The organism is Candidatus Hydrogenedens sp. (assembly GCA_035361075.1).
Classification (GTDB): Bacteria; Hydrogenedentota; Hydrogenedentia; order Hydrogenedentales; family Hydrogenedentaceae; genus Hydrogenedens.
On sequence record DAOSBX010000007.1, the window covers coordinates 88763 to 106047 of the forward strand.

Annotated in this window: 17 protein-coding genes; 11 read left to right on the forward strand and 6 right to left on the reverse strand. The window is 35.6% G+C overall.

Annotation, left to right across the window (positions count from 1 at the left end):
• Positions 1–62: 62 nt before the first annotated feature.
• Positions 63–683: a redoxin domain-containing protein gene (locus PLJ10_03740; GenBank protein HOK08755.1), complete on the reverse strand. Its 621-nt coding sequence runs from the start codon at positions 681–683 to the stop codon at positions 63–65.
• A gap of 232 nt (positions 684–915) precedes the next feature.
• Here PLJ10_03740 and PLJ10_03745 point away from each other — a divergent pair, with 232 nt between their 5' ends.
• The 6 genes from PLJ10_03745 (at position 916) to PLJ10_03770 (ending at position 4995) form a co-directional block, all read left to right on the forward strand.
• Entirely contained in the window at positions 916–1527 is a 612-nt protein-coding gene (locus tag PLJ10_03745; protein HOK08756.1) for a DUF177 domain-containing protein, read from the forward strand.
• A 3-nt stretch (positions 1528–1530) separates the two neighbouring features.
• Positions 1531–1713 (forward strand): 50S ribosomal protein L32, encoded by a 183-nt coding sequence (rpmF, locus tag PLJ10_03750; protein ID HOK08757.1) that lies wholly within the window; start codon positions 1531–1533, stop codon positions 1711–1713.
• Positions 1714–1735: 22 nt separating this feature from the next.
• A complete protein-coding gene (plsX, locus tag PLJ10_03755; GenBank protein ID HOK08758.1) occupies positions 1736–2818 on the forward strand; it encodes a phosphate acyltransferase PlsX in 1083 nt (360 codons plus the stop codon).
• A gap of 28 nt (positions 2819–2846) precedes the next feature.
• The gene (locus PLJ10_03760; GenBank protein HOK08759.1) at positions 2847–3455 is read left to right on the forward strand and encodes a hypothetical protein; all 609 of its coding nucleotides are present in this window, start codon (positions 2847–2849) and stop codon (positions 3453–3455) included.
• Complete coding sequence (locus PLJ10_03765) at positions 3442–4347, forward strand: tyrosine recombinase (protein ID HOK08760.1); 906 nt, start codon at positions 3442–3444, stop codon at positions 4345–4347. Before PLJ10_03760 ends, PLJ10_03765 begins: the two co-directional genes overlap by 14 nt.
• A gap of 180 nt (positions 4348–4527) precedes the next feature.
• The gene (locus tag PLJ10_03770; protein HOK08761.1) at positions 4528–4995 is read left to right on the forward strand and encodes a putative ABC transporter permease; all 468 of its coding nucleotides are present in this window, start codon (positions 4528–4530) and stop codon (positions 4993–4995) included.
• A gap of 16 nt (positions 4996–5011) precedes the next feature.
• Here the strand turns inward: PLJ10_03770 and PLJ10_03775 are convergent, their stop codons facing one another.
• Positions 5012–5746 (reverse strand): 2-phosphosulfolactate phosphatase, encoded by a 735-nt coding sequence (locus PLJ10_03775; protein ID HOK08762.1) that lies wholly within the window; start codon positions 5744–5746, stop codon positions 5012–5014.
• A gap of 211 nt (positions 5747–5957) precedes the next feature.
• Between PLJ10_03775 and PLJ10_03780 the strand changes: the two genes are divergently transcribed.
• The 3 genes from PLJ10_03780 to ppk1 all read left to right on the forward strand — a co-directional run bounded on the left by PLJ10_03780 (position 5958) and on the right by ppk1 (position 12149).
• Entirely contained in the window at positions 5958–6272 is a 315-nt protein-coding gene (locus PLJ10_03780; GenBank protein ID HOK08763.1) for an HU family DNA-binding protein, read from the forward strand.
• Positions 6273–6420: 148 nt separating this feature from the next.
• Positions 6421–10038: a C25 family cysteine peptidase gene (locus PLJ10_03785; GenBank protein ID HOK08764.1), complete on the forward strand. Its 3618-nt coding sequence runs from the start codon at positions 6421–6423 to the stop codon at positions 10036–10038.
• Between the two features lie 89 nt (positions 10039–10127).
• Positions 10128–12149, forward strand: a complete 2022-nt coding sequence (ppk1, locus tag PLJ10_03790; GenBank protein HOK08765.1) for a polyphosphate kinase 1 — start codon at positions 10128–10130, stop codon at positions 12147–12149.
• Positions 12150–12176: 27 nt separating this feature from the next.
• Here ppk1 and PLJ10_03795 read toward each other — a convergent pair whose 3' ends face one another.
• The 4 genes from PLJ10_03795 to PLJ10_03810 are packed head-to-tail and all read right to left on the reverse strand — an operon-like array spanning position 12177 to position 15448.
• Positions 12177–12668, reverse strand: coding sequence for a nitroreductase family protein (locus PLJ10_03795; protein ID HOK08766.1), 492 nt, complete (start codon positions 12666–12668; stop codon positions 12177–12179).
• Between the two features lie 30 nt (positions 12669–12698).
• Positions 12699–13364 (reverse strand): deoxyribose-phosphate aldolase, encoded by a 666-nt coding sequence (gene deoC, locus PLJ10_03800; protein ID HOK08767.1) that lies wholly within the window; start codon positions 13362–13364, stop codon positions 12699–12701.
• A gap of 30 nt (positions 13365–13394) precedes the next feature.
• Entirely contained in the window at positions 13395–14174 is a 780-nt protein-coding gene (locus tag PLJ10_03805) for a 3-ketoacyl-ACP reductase (GenBank protein HOK08768.1), read from the reverse strand.
• A 20-nt stretch (positions 14175–14194) separates the two neighbouring features.
• Complete coding sequence (locus PLJ10_03810) at positions 14195–15448, reverse strand: diaminopimelate decarboxylase (protein HOK08769.1); 1254 nt, start codon at positions 15446–15448, stop codon at positions 14195–14197.
• A gap of 99 nt (positions 15449–15547) precedes the next feature.
• Here PLJ10_03810 and radA point away from each other — a divergent pair, with 99 nt between their 5' ends.
• Both radA and PLJ10_03820 read left to right on the forward strand, forming a co-directional pair.
• A complete protein-coding gene (gene radA, locus PLJ10_03815; protein ID HOK08770.1) occupies positions 15548–16930 on the forward strand; it encodes a DNA repair protein RadA in 1383 nt (460 codons plus the stop codon).
• Positions 16923–17285, forward strand: a 363-nt coding sequence (locus PLJ10_03820) for a diadenylate cyclase (GenBank protein ID HOK08771.1), incomplete at its 3' end; no start/stop codon positions are given. The genes radA and PLJ10_03820, both read left to right, overlap by 8 nt.

A 17285-nucleotide genomic window follows, 5' to 3' on the forward strand; every position in this document is an offset into this window, starting at 1 on the left:
TACAACAAACAAGATGTTTATAGATTTAACCATAAGTTTTTAAAGTTGTCTTTATAAATATTTTATTGAATCTCTCTTCTGATACCGCAGCCCCAAGCCTTTGTTTCTGGTTTAGGGACAGCCTTACCTTCTATTAAGGCTTCAATAGCATTTTCTGTGTACTTTTCTGTTGGCTTACCATCTGGTCTTTTACGGTCATCAAAAGCACCGTGATATGCAATTTTCCCATCTTTATCAATGATGAAAATTTCGGGTGTTACCTTAGCCTTGACTGCATCAGCATATTTATTTTCAACATCTTTTAGAATAGGATAGGGTTTCTTAACTTCAAGTGCATATTTTTTTATTTCTTCTGGTGTTGTTTCAAAATTAGAATCAATTCCCAAAAAAACGACACCTTTGGGACTGTATTTTGCGTGCAGGTTAATTAAATCTGGATCTGCCCCGCGAGAATAAGGGCATTCTTGGGAACAAAATTCAATTACAACGATTTTACCTTTATACTGGGATAGAGAATGTTCCTTTCCATCATAATCTTTTAATTTGAAATCTGGCATGACTTCACCAATATTAAGGGCATTTGATGAGCAAGAAATGCTTGCGATAGATAATAAAATAATAGAGAGTGCCAAAAACATAGTATCTTTTTTTACTTGGCTTTTGGAGGCAATTTGAATGTTCATAGTTATTTCTCCTCTGTTGGCTTTTGTTATTCAAACAAAGCATGTGATTTAATTATTTCATGAAAAATATTATAACATTTGGAAAACTATCAATCTATTATTGTATAATATAAATAGGTTAAAAAACATCATAATAAAAGATGTTTTATTTCTTTTGATTTTCTTTAGTTTTTTTGATAAAATTTGCAAAATTATGTTTATCTAAAGCCCTGTCTGATAAAGGAATTGTCCATTGGATATACTAAAAATAAGAATAGTGGATATATCAGGCAAGGGCTATCAGATTAACGAAACTGTAAAGGTTTCGGAAATACAGCCTGTTGATGTTAAATCCCTTCCAATTGAGACTGTCAAAGTGGAGGGGGTCATGAAAAAAGTTGGCAAGAATTATTTATTTGAAGGGCAAATAGCAGGTTTTTTTATACACGCATGTGATAGATGTCTTGATGAAACAAGGTATGAAATTAATAAACAAATTATATGGTTATTTGAGCAAGGACGATGCGATAGTTATTTAAATATTATTGTTGATACAGAAAAAGGTGAAGATAGAGGTAAAAAAGGAAAAGATAAAGATGAATTTGATGAATTGGCAGAGAAAAGAACATACCAAGGAGATGAAATTAATCTTGCCCCCTATATTTGGGAAGAGTTGGTGTTAGATATGCCATATAAATTTTTATGTAAAGAAGATTGTGCTGGTTTGTGCCCAATATGTGGCACCAATCTTAATCATAATATGTGTACATGTAAGAAAGATGCAGATGATGAATCAATGCATTTAACAAATACAAAGTTATCAGAATTACTACAAGGAATGAACCTCAACATAAAGGAGGATTAAGACGTGCCTGTCCCAAAACGAAGAACTGGAAAAGCAAAAAGAAATATGAGAAGGTCACATCATGCATTGACCAAACCGAACTTAGTGGAATGTCCACATTGCAGTGAGAAAATTTTACCTCACCGTGTATGTCCAAAGTGTGGCTATTATAAGAACCGTCTTGTATTAAAGTTAGAAGAAGAATAATCCTTAACATGGAGAAAAAAACATGCGCATCGCCTTAGATGCGATGGGTTCTGATGGTGCTCCTGCTATTGAAGTGCAGGGAGCAGTGGAAGCGAGTTTGGAGAGGAATTGTGATATTATTCTTTTTGGGGATGAAGAACTCCTAAAAAAGGAATTAGATAAATATCCGAAAAGAGGTAATATTGAAGTTGTTCATACCCCAGAATATATTTCGATGCATGACCAGCCTGTTATTGCGTTAAGGCAGAAGAAGGAAAGTAGCCTTTTGGTTGCATTAAGAAAGTTAAAGATTGGGGAAGTAGATGCGGTTGTTAGTGCTGGCAATACAGGTGCTGTTATGGTTGGTTCGCGTATTGTTCTTGGGATTATTGAGGGAATTTCACGTCCTGCACTGGCTCAAGCACTACCTACAAAGGGTGGGAGAGTTGTTTTATTGGATTTAGGTGCTAATGTGGATTGTCAGGCAAGGCATTTATGTGATTTTGCCATTATGGGTGCTGCCTATTCCCATTATGCTCTCGGGGTTGAAAAACCTCGTGTAGGTCTTATTAATATTGGTGAGGAAATGATTAAAGGGAGTGTGGTATTAAAGCAAGCCTTTCAAATATTAAGTAAAGCAGAAAATATCTATTTTATAGGGAATGTGGAACCAAATAGTGTGTTTGAGGGAGAGGCAGATGTTGTTGTATGTGATGGATTTGTTGGGAATATTATTTTAAAGACCGCAGAATCGGTTGCAAAATTTGTTGGAATATTTATGAAGGAACAGCTCCTCAAGTCCTCAATGAACCGTTTAGGGGCAGTGCTTGCTCGAAGTGCACTCCAAGAATTGAAGAAAACGGTTAATCCAAATGAATACCCAGGGGCACCTCTTTTGGGGGTCCAGGGAGTTGTAATTGCCTTACATGGTGCCTCGTCTCCTTTAGGTATAGCAAATGGAATTCGAGGTGCAATTAGATCTGTTAAGTCAGACCTTGTGGGACATATTGGAGAAAAAGTAAAAAAATTTTCAATAAAAGATATTGTAGAACCTGAAGAAAAGTTAGAGATTGGAAAGGACACTTTATCTGATAGTTCTGATAGTATAGATAAGCAACTAATATAGTTTAGTTTATTATTTCAGGAGTTATAACATGGATGGACAAGATATAAAAACAAAAATTTTGGAGTGTGAATGTGGTGCACGATTGGTTCCTCAAGTTGATGGCCATGAGTTAAGAGGGACATGTCCTGCATGTGGTAAAAAGTTGGTAATGAGAATTGACCCTGCAAAGACTGAACAAATACCACCAAAAGATTCACCTCCTCCTCAAGTACAAATTAATAAAGAAGTGGTGAAACTTCCGCTACCAGATGATGGCTTAGAAGAGTCAGGGAGGAGCTATTTGACTTTTTCATCGGATATAAAAATTCGTTCGAGAGAAGCCGCCTCACTGGTAAGTCGGGGGAAGATAGTGGAGGCTATTGCGTTATATCGTTGGATTTGTGAGGAAAATCCAGAACATCGTGATGCATATTATGGTTTAGGTTTTTGTTATTACAAGTTGGGAGATTTGCATAGAAGTCGATGGATGTTGGAAAAGGCTCTGGCTTTGGAACATCCCAATGCAGGAAAACTGTTGATGAAGGTAACACAGAAGATTGAAGAAGAAATGAAATTAAAAAAGCTGAAAGAAGAGGTAAAACGAGAAATTTCAGGTCAGAAAGAGCCCGGAGAATTTATTTTGGATGAATCCGAATGAAAAAGAAACCAAATTCGTCAATTTGATAGATTATTTTCTTGAGCTTGCTGTTTTTGAATGGGGACTTTCTGAAAACACATTAGATACATATAAAAGAAACTTGCTTTCTTTTCTCGATTTTTTGTATGAGAAGCATATAAATGGTTTGGAAAAAGTTGATTCTGCTTTAATACTTGAATATTTACTTAATCTTCAAAAACGAGGACTATCTACGCGTTCTATAGCTCAGCATCTCAGCACATTAAGAGGTTTTTATCGATTTTTATGTGATGAGCAAATAGTGGATACGAACCCTATTGATGTTATAGATACTCCTCATTTATCTCAGAAACTACCCCATTTTATGACAGAAGGCGAAATAGAGCAAATCTTTAAGGTGGCGGAAACTACAAAGAAGAATAAAGAAAGGGACCTTGCTATTTTAGAATTATTTTATTCTTGTGGTTTAAGAATAAGTGAACTATCAAAGATTAGTATCCAAGATATTGTTTTTAATGAGGGTTTATTAAGAGTTCGAGGGAAAGGGGATAAGGTACGTATTGTTCCGTTAGGTAGTAAGGCGATTTCTCGACTTCAAGAATGGTTATCTGTTAGAAATACTGGGAATGTTAAGACTACATGTATATTTGTATCAAGGTCGGGCAAACAAATGGGCAGGACGACATTGTGGCGGATAGTGAAGCAATATGCAATGTTAGCAGGTTTGTCAAAAAAGGTGACTCCGCATACATTTAGACATACGTTTGCTACCCATTTACTTAACAGAGGTGCCGATTTGAGGGTTGTTCAAGAATTGTTAGGACATTCAAATATCTCTACTACTCAGATTTACACACATGTAAGTGTAGAACGGATAACTCGAGCCCATAAGGATGCTCATCCCCGAGCATAATCCTATTTGTGATTTATAAAACAGATTATAATCGTGTGAAAAAATGAATAGTAAGGTATCATAAATGGATTTTTTTGAAATAATTTTATAGTGGGTGTGATAAATAAATATGCAGGCAGGCTCCTAAGTTAAGTAAACTATAGTTCTTTTTAGGTTTATTATAAAAGGAAAGGAGATATTATGGATTATCATAGGTCTATAGTACGGTTTATTATTTTTGCATTGTTAGGATTGGTGATGGAGGTCTTTTTTACAAGTTTCGGAGGTTTAATTAAACATGGTGAAATTAATTTATATGGGCATACCTCGCCATGGATGATGATTGATTATGGTTTATTGGGTATTATAACTCCGTGGTTAAGGAATCCCTTGAAAGCAAATAAGGTTCCATTACCATTGAGGGCATTTGTTTATATGATAGGTATATTTTTTGTTGAGTATGTCTCAGGTATCATCTTTCACAAGGTTATAGGGTTAAAAATTTGGGATTATTCCCATCTTCGCTATAATCTTCATGGACAAATAACCTTACTTTATGCTCCTGCCTGGTATGCACTTGGATTGGGGGTTGAGAAATTGTATGAATGGATAGATAAAGCTTCATGGGCGATACTTACAAAATCTCCAGAAGGCTACCAACCAGAGTAGATAGTTTGTGTCTGTGTTATGGGATGTGTGCATTTTCAAGGATTAAATAATTTGTTTCTATTCCTGTGACTATAGGTATTGAGTTGGTTATGTTTGTTCTGGCACACCAATATATATCTTTTTTAAGTCCGATGGTTCTTAATTTATCAGCATGTGGTGCTGTTTGAAATAATTTCTTAATACCTTCTTTTTCAATTCTTTTTACCCAGTATTCAAATATATCTCTTCCACAACCTATCGATATTTCCAATTGCTGAAGAATGAAACTTGCACTTACCCAGTCTTCTTGAGCAGAGAATTCAGGGGTATCGAATAATCCTGCAGGAACTATTACAAAATCTTTATTTTGTTTTTTTAGAAATTGAATGGTTGCTTTAGCATTGATTGTAGTAGACATAATTATAAAAGGGACATCTCTTCTATATGCTTCAAATAGTAAGCGTGCTCCTGTTGTTGTAGTAAAAATAACTTCTTTCCCCTTGGCATATACCGTTTCCTGTGGGCTGTTTCCAAAATTAAACCCTTCTGGTGGAAGGCCATTTCTTTCACCATACAAGAGAGCGTTTGGAAAAATATGTTTTAGTTGTCGTGCGGTATCTACTTCAGCAACTACGAATATTTTGGTGGCTCCATGATGAAGAAGCATGGATGCTGTAGCACTTGCTCTTAATGCGTCTACAATAATAATACCTAAATGATTTTCTTTACCGTAAATGCAACCTTCTCTACCTTGGATAATGTGAGCTAACATAAAAATAACCTTCCGATTCTTTATTTTTGAAATAATTTAATTTATTAAATAAAAAAATCAAAAAAAGGTACTTTCCAATTTGATTTTTGAGTTTAAATTGTATATCTTACATATATTACAGTAAAAACGTTGGCGTTGATTGGATATTGCCAGTTGCAATATTCATGGAGCCAACAAAAACGATGGGGAGTAACCCACTGGAGGAACAAATATGCCATTCAAAAAAGCAAAAGAAGGTGATAAGCCTTTGACCAAAGCTCAAATCCTTCAACTACTCGCTGAAGAGACAGGGCTAACCAAGAAGACAGTTAATGAACTTCTTCAAAAGTTAGTCGAGCTGGCTTATGCTCAGGCTCCTGCAGGTTTTGTCATTCCCGGATTGGGCAAGCTTGTTGTAGTACAGCGTAAGGCTCGCATCCAAATCAATCCACAGACCAAAGAGAAGATGAAAGTCCCTGCAAAGAAAGTATTGAAATTCAGAATTGCTAAAGCGGCAAAAGACGCAGTTGTTCCACAAAAAAAGTAATGTAGTATACAATTTTTTCAATACTATATATATTACTGCAGTCTGTAAAAGACTGCAGTAATATTTTTTTTTCAGGAATAAATATGGTGATATTGTGGTATAATTTTAATAGGAATGTAATTTGTAAGAAGGAGTAAGAGTTGTTCGGATGTTATATAAAAAAGAATGTTTAATCGGTTGTATATGTCTTTTTTTTATTTTCTCCTATGATGCTTCAACAGAAGTTCATATTCAATCGACGCCTCTTGTTTCAGGTTGTGATATAAATATACAATTGGTTTCAGATATAGAGATAAAAGAGCAGAATATCGATAAACAGATATTTTCTCGTCTGGAAATCTGTGATATGGGTATAGAGGGTTCTGAAGGTTATCCTGAAATTCCAGTATTGCGTCGATTGATAGAAGTTCCAGTTAATGTGAAAAATGTATCTTTTGTCTACGAAGTTATATCTATTAAAGAAGAGAAAGAATTGCTTTATCCTGTTTATCCAGTTCAACCTCCATGGGAAAAATCTATCGGTAAAGAAAAACCTAAATTTATTATCTATTCCAGTGCATACGAACAAGGAAAAGAATATGGAAGAGAGACCATAACCCTTGAGCCTTTCGGGGTAGTCCGTGGAAAGAATTTATACCAAATTTCATATTACCCAATTCATTATATTCCTTCAGAAAATAAAATATTTTTAAGACGTAATGTAAATATTTCCGTTCGCTGGGATAATGCCAAGTCTCTAAAGGTACGAGATAAAAAGTATGAATCAAAATACGTTGATGATTTATGGAAGCCTTTGATAGTAAATAATCTTTCTGATACAAGTAAAGAGAAAATAGAAAGTAACTACACAATACCGACAGGAATGCTCGTTATCGTAGGGTCTAATTTTATTAATAGTAGCAAACTGAATGAATGGATACAATGGAAGACACAGAGGGGTTTTATAATAACAGTTAAGAATGTAGCAGATATTGGATTAAATTCGACATTAATTCGAAACTATATAAAACAGGCTTATGAAAGTTGGGAAATTCCTCCTTCATTTGTAGTTTTAGTAGGCGACGCAAATTATATACCTGCACAGCAAGGTTATGCTTATTATAATCCTGTTACTGATTTATATTATTCGGTTGTAGATGGTGATGAATACTATACACCCGATTTATGGATTGGTCGGATCAGTGCATCTACAATAGCGAATTTAGATAATGCTATTAATAAAATTCTTCAATATGAAAAGGCACAATGGGCACTATCCACACCTTGGTATTTAAAGGCTTCTTTTTTAACAGGTGTTGACCATTATGAAGTGACCGAGCAAACGCATAATTATGTGATAACGAATTATTTTTCGCCTAAAGGTTTCGCTACACAAAAATTATATACAGTAACATATAATGCAACTACTTCTGATGTCTTGTCAGCTATTAATGAGGGGAGGGGTTGGATTGTCTATTCGGGGCATGGTTCTGAAACCGAATGGCAAGACGGGCCTGCAATTACGCAAGATAATTTAAATTCTTTATCTAATACAGTATATCCTTGGGTATTGAGTTTTGCATGCGAAACTGGTCAATTTGGAAGACCTGAATGTTTTGGTGAAACATGGCAACGGGTTCCAGCTGGAGGTGTGGGATTTTTCGGGAGTTCAGAATCTTCATATTGGGATGAAGACGATGTATTGGAAAAATATATTATTCAAAGTTTTTTTGAGAATAAAACATGGACGGCTGGAATGATACTTGCAGGTAAATTAAAATTCTTTAATTTTTACGGCAATATAGGTACAACACAATATTACTTTGAGATGTATAATATTTTGGGAGACCCCTCTACTGAAATATGGATAGGGGAGTTACAGAACCCTGTTATAAACTATAATATATCTGTAAGTCCCGATGGATTGCCATTCCCCTTATATATTGAATGGGAAAATGCCTCTGCAACTTTGAGTAATTCTACGACATTATTTGGGGCTGGTTTAACTGTGTTTGGAAACAATTTAATTCAGTTATCTCCTCCGGGACTTGTTCCTACGCTTACTCTAACCGTAACAGGGAATCCAATTTATCCGATTCAGGTAGAGATTCCAGTTGTACCGGGGTCTGATGGGAGTGTTATTTGGGACAAGTCAGTATATACCGCTTCATCTCTTGCGATGTTGACGCTTTCAGATGCTGACTTGGCAGGACAACAATCAATAGACTTGTCAATAACATCGACAAGTGGTGATTCGGAACAGATGCAATTAATTGAAAAAGAAATACCAGGTTTGTTTCAGGGAACAATTCAATTAACTACAACTAACACGGGACAAAATGATGGAATGCTATCTGTTATCCATGAAGGAATAATTTCCGCAGAATATTATGATGAACATACAGATGAAGGGATTTCACAGATAAAAGTTGCAGAAGCCAATATAGATGCATTTCCACCAGAATTACTACAATTAAACGCTTTTCCTTCAACTCGGAGTTCTGAATTTCAGATTCAAACAAATGAAAATAGTAATGTCAGATTTGAGTATGGATTGCTTTGTTCTACTCCTTTCCCAAATCATGAAGAGTCGATAATGTGGACTACAGACCATAAAATTTTACTAACAGGACTAACTCCAGATACGAAATATTTTTACAGGGTTACTTTAGTTGACCGTGCTGGAAATAGTTATACCAGTGATTGTTCGTTTTTCCAGACTCTCATGCAACCTGATTATTTTACATATAATTATCAAAGCACCATAGTTGATACAGTCCCTATTTCTTACAATCGGATTGTTTTTACACCTGATAATTCACCTGATTATTATTCGGCATGTAAGGAAGATGTAACTAATTTTATGAGAGATACAGGAAACGCAACTCCTATAACATTGGGGGATGATAGTTTTTATTTTCTTGAATTTCCATTAGGCACCAAAGTTTATCTATATGGTACTGAATATACAAGTTGTTATATTGGAAGTAATGGTTATTTGACCTTTACAAGAGGTGATAATGACTATGACGAATCATTAGAAAGGCATTTTTCTATCCCGAGAATATCGCTGTTTTTTGATGATTTAAATCCATCAGCAGGTGGTTCTGTTATCTATCAATTTGAAAAAGATGCTTTTATTGTTACTTATTATCAAGTGATGCGATATGGCTCAGGAGAGGTAAATACACAGGTGGAGTTATTTTATGACGGTAGAATTGCAATTACATGGCTTAATTGTATGAGTTCAAGTTTTATTGCAGGATTGTCAAGTGGAAATGGAGTTCCTGAAAACCTTGAGATATCGGACTTTTTGACGTATGAGGAATGTAAGGTATTGGAAGGTTCAAATGAGGGAATTTTAGAGGGGGAAGGGATTGTCGAGGGGAGCCAAGAAGGGGAAGGAATTATAGAAGGAACGACAGAGGGAATAGTGGAGGGTGAAGGAGTGCTGGAAGGTGAGGGAATAATCGAGGGATTTACAGAAGGTGAGTATATTTATTATTATTCAGCAGATCTGAATCGGGATGGATATCTTAACCTTTCAGAACTGTTGCGAGTTGTTCAGTTTTTTAATATGGAAGGTTATTATTGTGATATAAATAACGTTGAAGATGGATACTCTCCTGGTATTGGTGATGACCATGAATGTGCACCTTATTCAGCAGATTATAATCCACAAAACTGGAAAATTGAGTTTGATGAATTACTCCGTGTTATTCAAATTTATAATTCGGGTAGATATTATCCATGTCCAGGACAAAGCGAAGATAATTTCTGTTTTTAATTTTGTAGATTGATAGTGGATGGGGAAATAGGTTAAATTAGTAAAAGATGTTTATGTCTTTATAATTATAAAAACATTAGTCTGTTATTATGTTAAATAAAGAACGAATATTCCATACACGTGAAATATCTATATTATCTTTTAATGAGCGGGTTCTTCAGGAAGCGGAAGATTCTCGAAATCCTCTTTTAGAACGATTAAAATTCCTTGGAATTTTTTCCTCTAACATGGATGAATTTTTTAAGGTTCGTGTAGCAAGTGTTAAAAGGAGGCTTGAATTAGGTGAACAAAAAATGGCGTATCTTCTTGAAGTTATTGGTGATTTTTCTCGAGAATTGGATGAACGTTTTAGACAAGCCTATCAGACGATTACTGAAGAATTAGCAAATTATGGAATTCGAATATTAACTCATGAAGAGTTAAAAGAATTATCCCCATCTGAATTACAATGGCTTTCAGAATATTTCCAAGAAAATATACTTCATACCCTTGTCCCTATTTTATTGCAAGAAAAAGTTCCTTTACCACCTATTATTGATGGGGCTATCTATTTTGCAATACAAATGAACATCCAAAAAAACAAAAAATATGCTATTCTTGAAATTCCGTCCGTTTTGCCCCGTTTTATAGAACTACCAAGTGGTAATATTTCATACATTGATGATGTTATTCGTTTATTTCTTAATGATGTGTTTTATATTTTTCCTTATGATGATATTGAAGCGTATGAATTCAAAATATCAAGGGATGCGGAGTTAGATATTGACAATGATTTTTCAGAAGGTTACATCCGTAAGATGCGAAAGGTGCTGGAACAGCGTAAAGGGGGAAGACCTACTCGGTTTCATTATGATGAGCAAATGCCGAGAAAATTATGTAAAAAACTCCTGAAAGAATTAAAAATTTCGGAGGAAGATACTGTCATTGCGGGTGGGCGTTATCATAACATGAAAGATTTAATAAATTTCCCTGCACGAAGGCAAGATTTACTTTTTGAACCTTTGCCTCCTGTTGAACATCCAGTTCTTAGTAGAACATCAAAACTGATATTGGATATTGTGGAAAAACAGGATATTTTGCTTACATATCCCTATCAATCGTTTGACCATGTGATTCGTTTGATACGTGAGTCTGCAATTGACCCAGATGTTGAAGAAATAAAAATTACTATTTATCGTGTGGCTAATCAATCTCGAATCGTAAATGCTTTAATTAATGCTGCAAGGAATGGTAAGAAGGTTTTTGCTTCGATAGAACTTCAGGCAAGATTTGATGAACAACATAATATCCAAATTGCAGAGCGATTAGCAGAAGCAGGTGTGCGTGTTGCTTATGGTGTTCCTCCTATGAAAGTCCATGCAAAATTTCTATTTATAAAAAGGAAAGGCAAGAAATTTGTCGCACTATCGACAGGTAATTTTAATGAGAAAACAGCAAGACAATATGTAGATAGTATTTTACTTACTTCAAATGTACAGATAGCAGAAGAAGTTGAAGAAGCGATACGATTATTAGATAGAACGTCGGGATTGCCTCCATTAAAAGCACCTGATTTTGAACATATTTTAGTTTCACCTTTTACACTTCGCAAATCGCTAAATAGGCTTATAAACCGTGAAAAAGAAAAAGGGTCTGAAGGTTATATTTTGTTGAAGGTGAATCATCTTACCGATACGAAGATTATAAAAAAACTAAAAGAAACAGCAGATGCGGGAGTTCATATTGATTTGATTGTTCGTACTACTTATGCTATGCCTGCACATGCTAATATTTATGCGATTTCTATCTTGGATCGCTTTTTGGAGCATCAACGTATCTATATTTTTGGTAGAGGTGCAAATGCGGATGTATATTTTTCATCAGCAGATTTAATGGAACGAAACCTTGATTATCGAGTTGAATCTGCATTCCCTATACTTAATCCTGAACTTAAACAGCAAGTACTCAAAATGGTATCTTTTCAAATACAGGATAATGTAAAGGCAAGAATATTAGATGAACGACAGACAAACCGTTATGTTGAACATGGTAAGGGAATAATTCGTGCTCAATATGCCACTTATCAATATTTCTCTGATTATTTAACTTCTTGTGAGTCACATTTGGAGTAAAGACATTATATAAACTCTTTACTATTTTTAAAATACGTTCCAATGTAAAACGTCAGAGAGACTCCTTTTAGAAGGAGAGGGAATAACAGCAGGATAGCCGATAGCAATTAAACTCACTAATTTATAATGAGGAGGAACATTTAGTAATTTCAGGATAACATCACAGTAAGGTTTTTTATCCCCAGCTACCCAGCATGAGCCCAAGCCCAATGCATTTGCTGAGATGAGGATATTTTGTGTAGCTGCTGAGCCATCTTCAATATAGTATTTTGTATCTTTACAAATCACAGCAATACATGCTCCAGCTTCACTAATAAATTTGCCATGGTCAGTAGTTTCGGCAACTTTTCTTTTTAATTCTTTGTCAACAATAACGATAAATTCCCATGGCTGTTCATTTCTTGCAGTGGCAGAGAGTCGTCCACAATCAATCAGTGTTTCCAGCAATTCTTTTGGAACCTCTCTATCTATGTATTGTCTTACAGAACGACGTGTTTTAATTGCCTCAATAGCATCCATAATATTCCTCCTTATCGTTCTAAATTATTATTAAAGCGGGGCATCTTGTAATATATCCAAACTGGTGCTTGTTCCTATTCGGTTTGCACCTGCCTCTATCATGGTTACTGCCTCACCATAGGTTCGTATACCTCCTGCTGCTTTAACGCCGAGTAAATTTCCAACAGCTTTCCGTAACAGTTGAACATCCTCAACAGTGGCTCCTTTTATTCCGTATCCAGTTGAAGTTTTCACAAATGAGGCTCCTGTGCGTATTGCCATTTCACAAACCGCTACTTTCTCATCAGTACTTAAATAACTTGTTTCTAAGATAACTTTTACGGGTACATTTTTAGCTGTTTTTACAATGGCTGCAATCTCTTTTTCTACATAGGCTGTATAGCCTGATTTAAGAGCACCAATATTAATGACCATATCAATTTCTTGTGCCCCATTGCGGATAGCTTCTTCTGTTTCGAGTACTTTAACATGTGCTGTTGTGGCACCAAGAGGGAAACCTATACAAACGTCGACTTTTATTGGGGTATCCTTTAACAACTGAGCACATAATTTTGTCCATGTTGGATTAACACTTACAGAACAGAAATTATTTTCTTTTGCTTCTTCACAAAGGATTCGAATTTCATCCTCTGTAGCATGGGGTCGAAGTAAAGTATGATCTATCATTTTTGCTAATTCGTGTCTTTTAATAACCATATCTAAATCTATTTCCTATTTAGTTGTATATTATAATCTCAACACACTGAAACCGCCACTAATTTCAAAAATAGAACCTGTCGCATAATCAAACAAACCATCTGCTATGGCTTTAACACATTTCCCTATGTCTTCTGGAGTTCCCCATCGTTTTTGAAGAAGCAGACCTTCTTGAATTAGTTTGTCGTATTTTTCCTTTACAGGTTCTGTCATATCTGTCATGATAATTCCTGGGCGAATTTCAAAAACAGGGATGTTATATTCAGATAAACGGACTGCATATAATTGAGCAGTCATGCTGAGACCTGCTTTGCTTATACAATACTCTGCTCGGCTTGGTGATGCAGTATTTGAAGAGATGCTTGTTATAAAAATAATCCGTGGGTTATATGGTATCTGTTTTTTTTCTATCCGTGTCTGTATCATTCGCTTGGCTATTTTTTGAGTGAAGAAGAAAGGTCCTCGTAAATTTGTGCTTAATACATGGTCGTAACTTTCAGGGATACACTCTAAAATATCCATGCGACGTTCAGGAGCAATTCCTGCATTATTTACTAATAAGTCGATTTCAGGAAGATTATGAACTTCTTTTAAAAACCAATCATCCTGTTCTTTAAGATGTTCGATATTTAAAGAAAAAGGATAACACTTTACTTTATATTTTGTTTCAATTTCATCTTTTAATTTTTCAAGCCCTTGTGGACTTCGGGCAATAGCAATAATATTATATCCATTTTGTGCCAAAATCGAGGCTATCCCTTTCCCAATACCTCTGCTGGCACCTGTAATTAACGCAGTTAGGTTATTCATGGTCACATCTCTTTATGTATTTATAATTCATTTTGAATCATCTGTTCCAATGTTTGGAATTTGCGTATCCACTCGTAATCAAATGGACCTTTCCTGAGGATTTCTCCACATTCAGGAAAGGAATTGTAGTTTTTGCAGGATTGACTGGAACAATAAGCACCGGCACCTTCGACAACCAAAGCGTCACCAATGGTAGCCTCTTTTAACATTCGTGGCTCTAAACTTTCAGGGTCACCTCGTTGTGGAGTAAAGATGTCTCCACTTTCGCAACAATGTCCTGAAACAATGTAAGGATATTCTCCTTGTGAAGCATTATTATGCTTAGATACGAGTACAAGTGGGTGTAATGCACCATACATTGATGGGCGGACATTTTCAGTCATTCCAGAATCAACTTTGATAAATCGGTAACCTGAAGGTCCTGTATCAACCACATCAATTACACTACAAATTAAAGAACCAGCAAGTGCCACTAAATATGTTCCTGGTTCAATTTCAAGATGAAGTTTTCTACCATATTTTTTTTCAAACTCATAAAAGGAGGGAAGGATTCTTTTACCTATTTCTTGTAGATTTGCAGTTTTTTCATCAGCCATTCTTGCGACTTTGTATCCACCTCCAAGACTAAGACGAGTTACATCTGGCATCTTACTTGCTGTATCTAATGCTAAATGAGCACAATGAACCCATACCTCAGGGTCAGAACCAGAACCAATATGTGTATGTAAGCCAGTGATTTTTAAGTTATATTTATTCGCAACTTCATACACCTTGTCCAAATATTCATGCCAAATTCCGAAACTTGATGACGGTCCTCCGACGTTAGTGCGATTAGAAGAGCCTGAGCCTAATCCAGGATTTATTCGAACACTCACTTCTGTTCCGGGGAACATTTCTCCATATATTTTTAATTGTTGGAGAGAACATGCATTAAATAAAACGCCCTTCTCTACGAACATTTTGAGATTTATAGGGAGTTGCTGTGCTGTTATTTGTATATGTTGAGGGGGAATACCAGCACGAAGAGCCCTTTCTGCTTCATATTCACTACTGGCATCTATATGTAATCCCCACTTGTGAAATTTCTGCAGAATTTTGCGAGTAGGTAGTGCTTTCATTGCAAAACGAGCGGTAAAACCAAAGGCATGGGGAAATGATAAAACTTCTTGAGCCGATTTAAACATACTTTGTTCATCGTAAACAAAAATGGGGGTTCCATAGTTTTCCTGAATATGCAATACTTCTTCCTCAGATAAGAAAAACAACTGTTCCATTTTTTACCTCATCTTTTTAGTTGGGATGTTAATATAAATTTCGATATTATTTATGTGTAATATGATAAGAATAAAATAAAGTGATAAGATTTTACAACGATGGCACGCGAAAAAAAAATTTATGAATGTTCGGAATGCGGTTTGATTTCACCTAAATGGTTAGGACGTTGTCCCCAATGTGAGTCATGGAATTCATTTTTAGAACGGGTTTCAACATCTGTCAACAAAAATTATAAAGTAGAGAGTTCATCTCAAGTCGTTTCTATTGTTAATTTGGAATCATTTGAGCATCTAAGGAAACGTATTCCAACAGGGGTGGATGAATTTGACCGTGTTATAGGTGGTGGGATTATACCTGGAGCAGTTATTTTGATTGGAGGTGAGCCAGGAATAGGGAAATCTACATTGGTACTTCAAATTGCTGGGATGTGGTCTAAAAATGTTGGCTCTGTATTATATGTTCATGGAGAAGAGTCTTATCATCAAGTGAAAGATAGAGCGAGTAGAGTTAATTCTATTCAAGACAATCTATTTTTATTCTCATCTACTGTCTTACAAGAGATACTTTATGCGATTGATGAACATCATTTTTCTCTTCTAATTATAGATTCAATTCAAAGTGTTAGTAACCCAGAAGTAGACTCTATTCCAGGTAGTATTACACAGGTGCGGGAATGCACATATGAACTTGTTCAGAAAGCCAAAGAGAAAAATATACCAATGTTGATAGTAGGGCATATCACGAAAGAGGGTTATATTGCAGGACCGAAGGTGTTAGAACATATTGTAGATACAGTATTATATTTTGAGGGGGAAGGGAAGTTTTCTATTAGAATATTGCGAGCCATAAAAAATCGGTTCGGCTCTACTCAGGAGATAGGTGTATTTGAAATGTGTGCTGAAGGATTAAAAGAAATAACCAATCCGAGTGCGGTTTTTCTACAAGAACGTCCACAGGGAGCAAGTGGTTCTCTTGTGATGCCTATGATAGGTGGTTCAAGACCTTTATTGGTAGAGATTCAGGCTCTTGTCGGAAAAAATAGAAATCCTCAACCACGACGTGGAATTATGGGATTAAATGCGCAACGTGTGTCCTTATTGATAGCAATTTTAGAAAAAAAAGCAGGTATTTTCCTTGCGGATAGGGATATTTTTGTTAATGTGGCAGGAGGAATTTTTGTAGATGAGACTGCGGGTGACCTTCCTATCCTTATTACATTGCTTTCAAGTTTTTGGGAAATTCCAATGAGCCCTGACTGGGTTGCTTTCGGTGAGGTTGGTTTGACAGGAGAAATCCGCAGAGTTAATGCTACACGAATTCGTCTTAATGAAATTTCAAAATTTGGTTTTAAAACATGTATTATTCCTAAATATGAGTCTTCGGATATCCCAGAAAACTGTAGAGATGTCCATCTAATTTCACTAACAAATGTATATGAATTAAAGAACCTGTTTAAAGAACGGGAGGAATCTTATGAGTAGTATCCACGATACAGATGAACTCTTCAAAAAAGCCCTTCAGATGGTTGCACCAGGGAGCAAGGTTCGTGAAGCACTTTCTGCAATAATTCAAAGTGGAATGGGTGCTTTATTATGTTTTGGCGAACCCAAAAAATTGTCTCAACTATCAGAGGGAGGTGTTGAACTAAATGCGGAATTGAAACCGCAACTTATTTATGAATTATCAAAAATGGATGGAGCAATTATTCTTAATTCAGATGGAACACAAATTTTATATGCAAATCGTTTTTTGAAGCCAAATGCAAAAATTCCATCCGATGAAACAGGGACACGTCACCGTGTCGCTCAGAGAATGGCACAACAAGCCCATTGTATT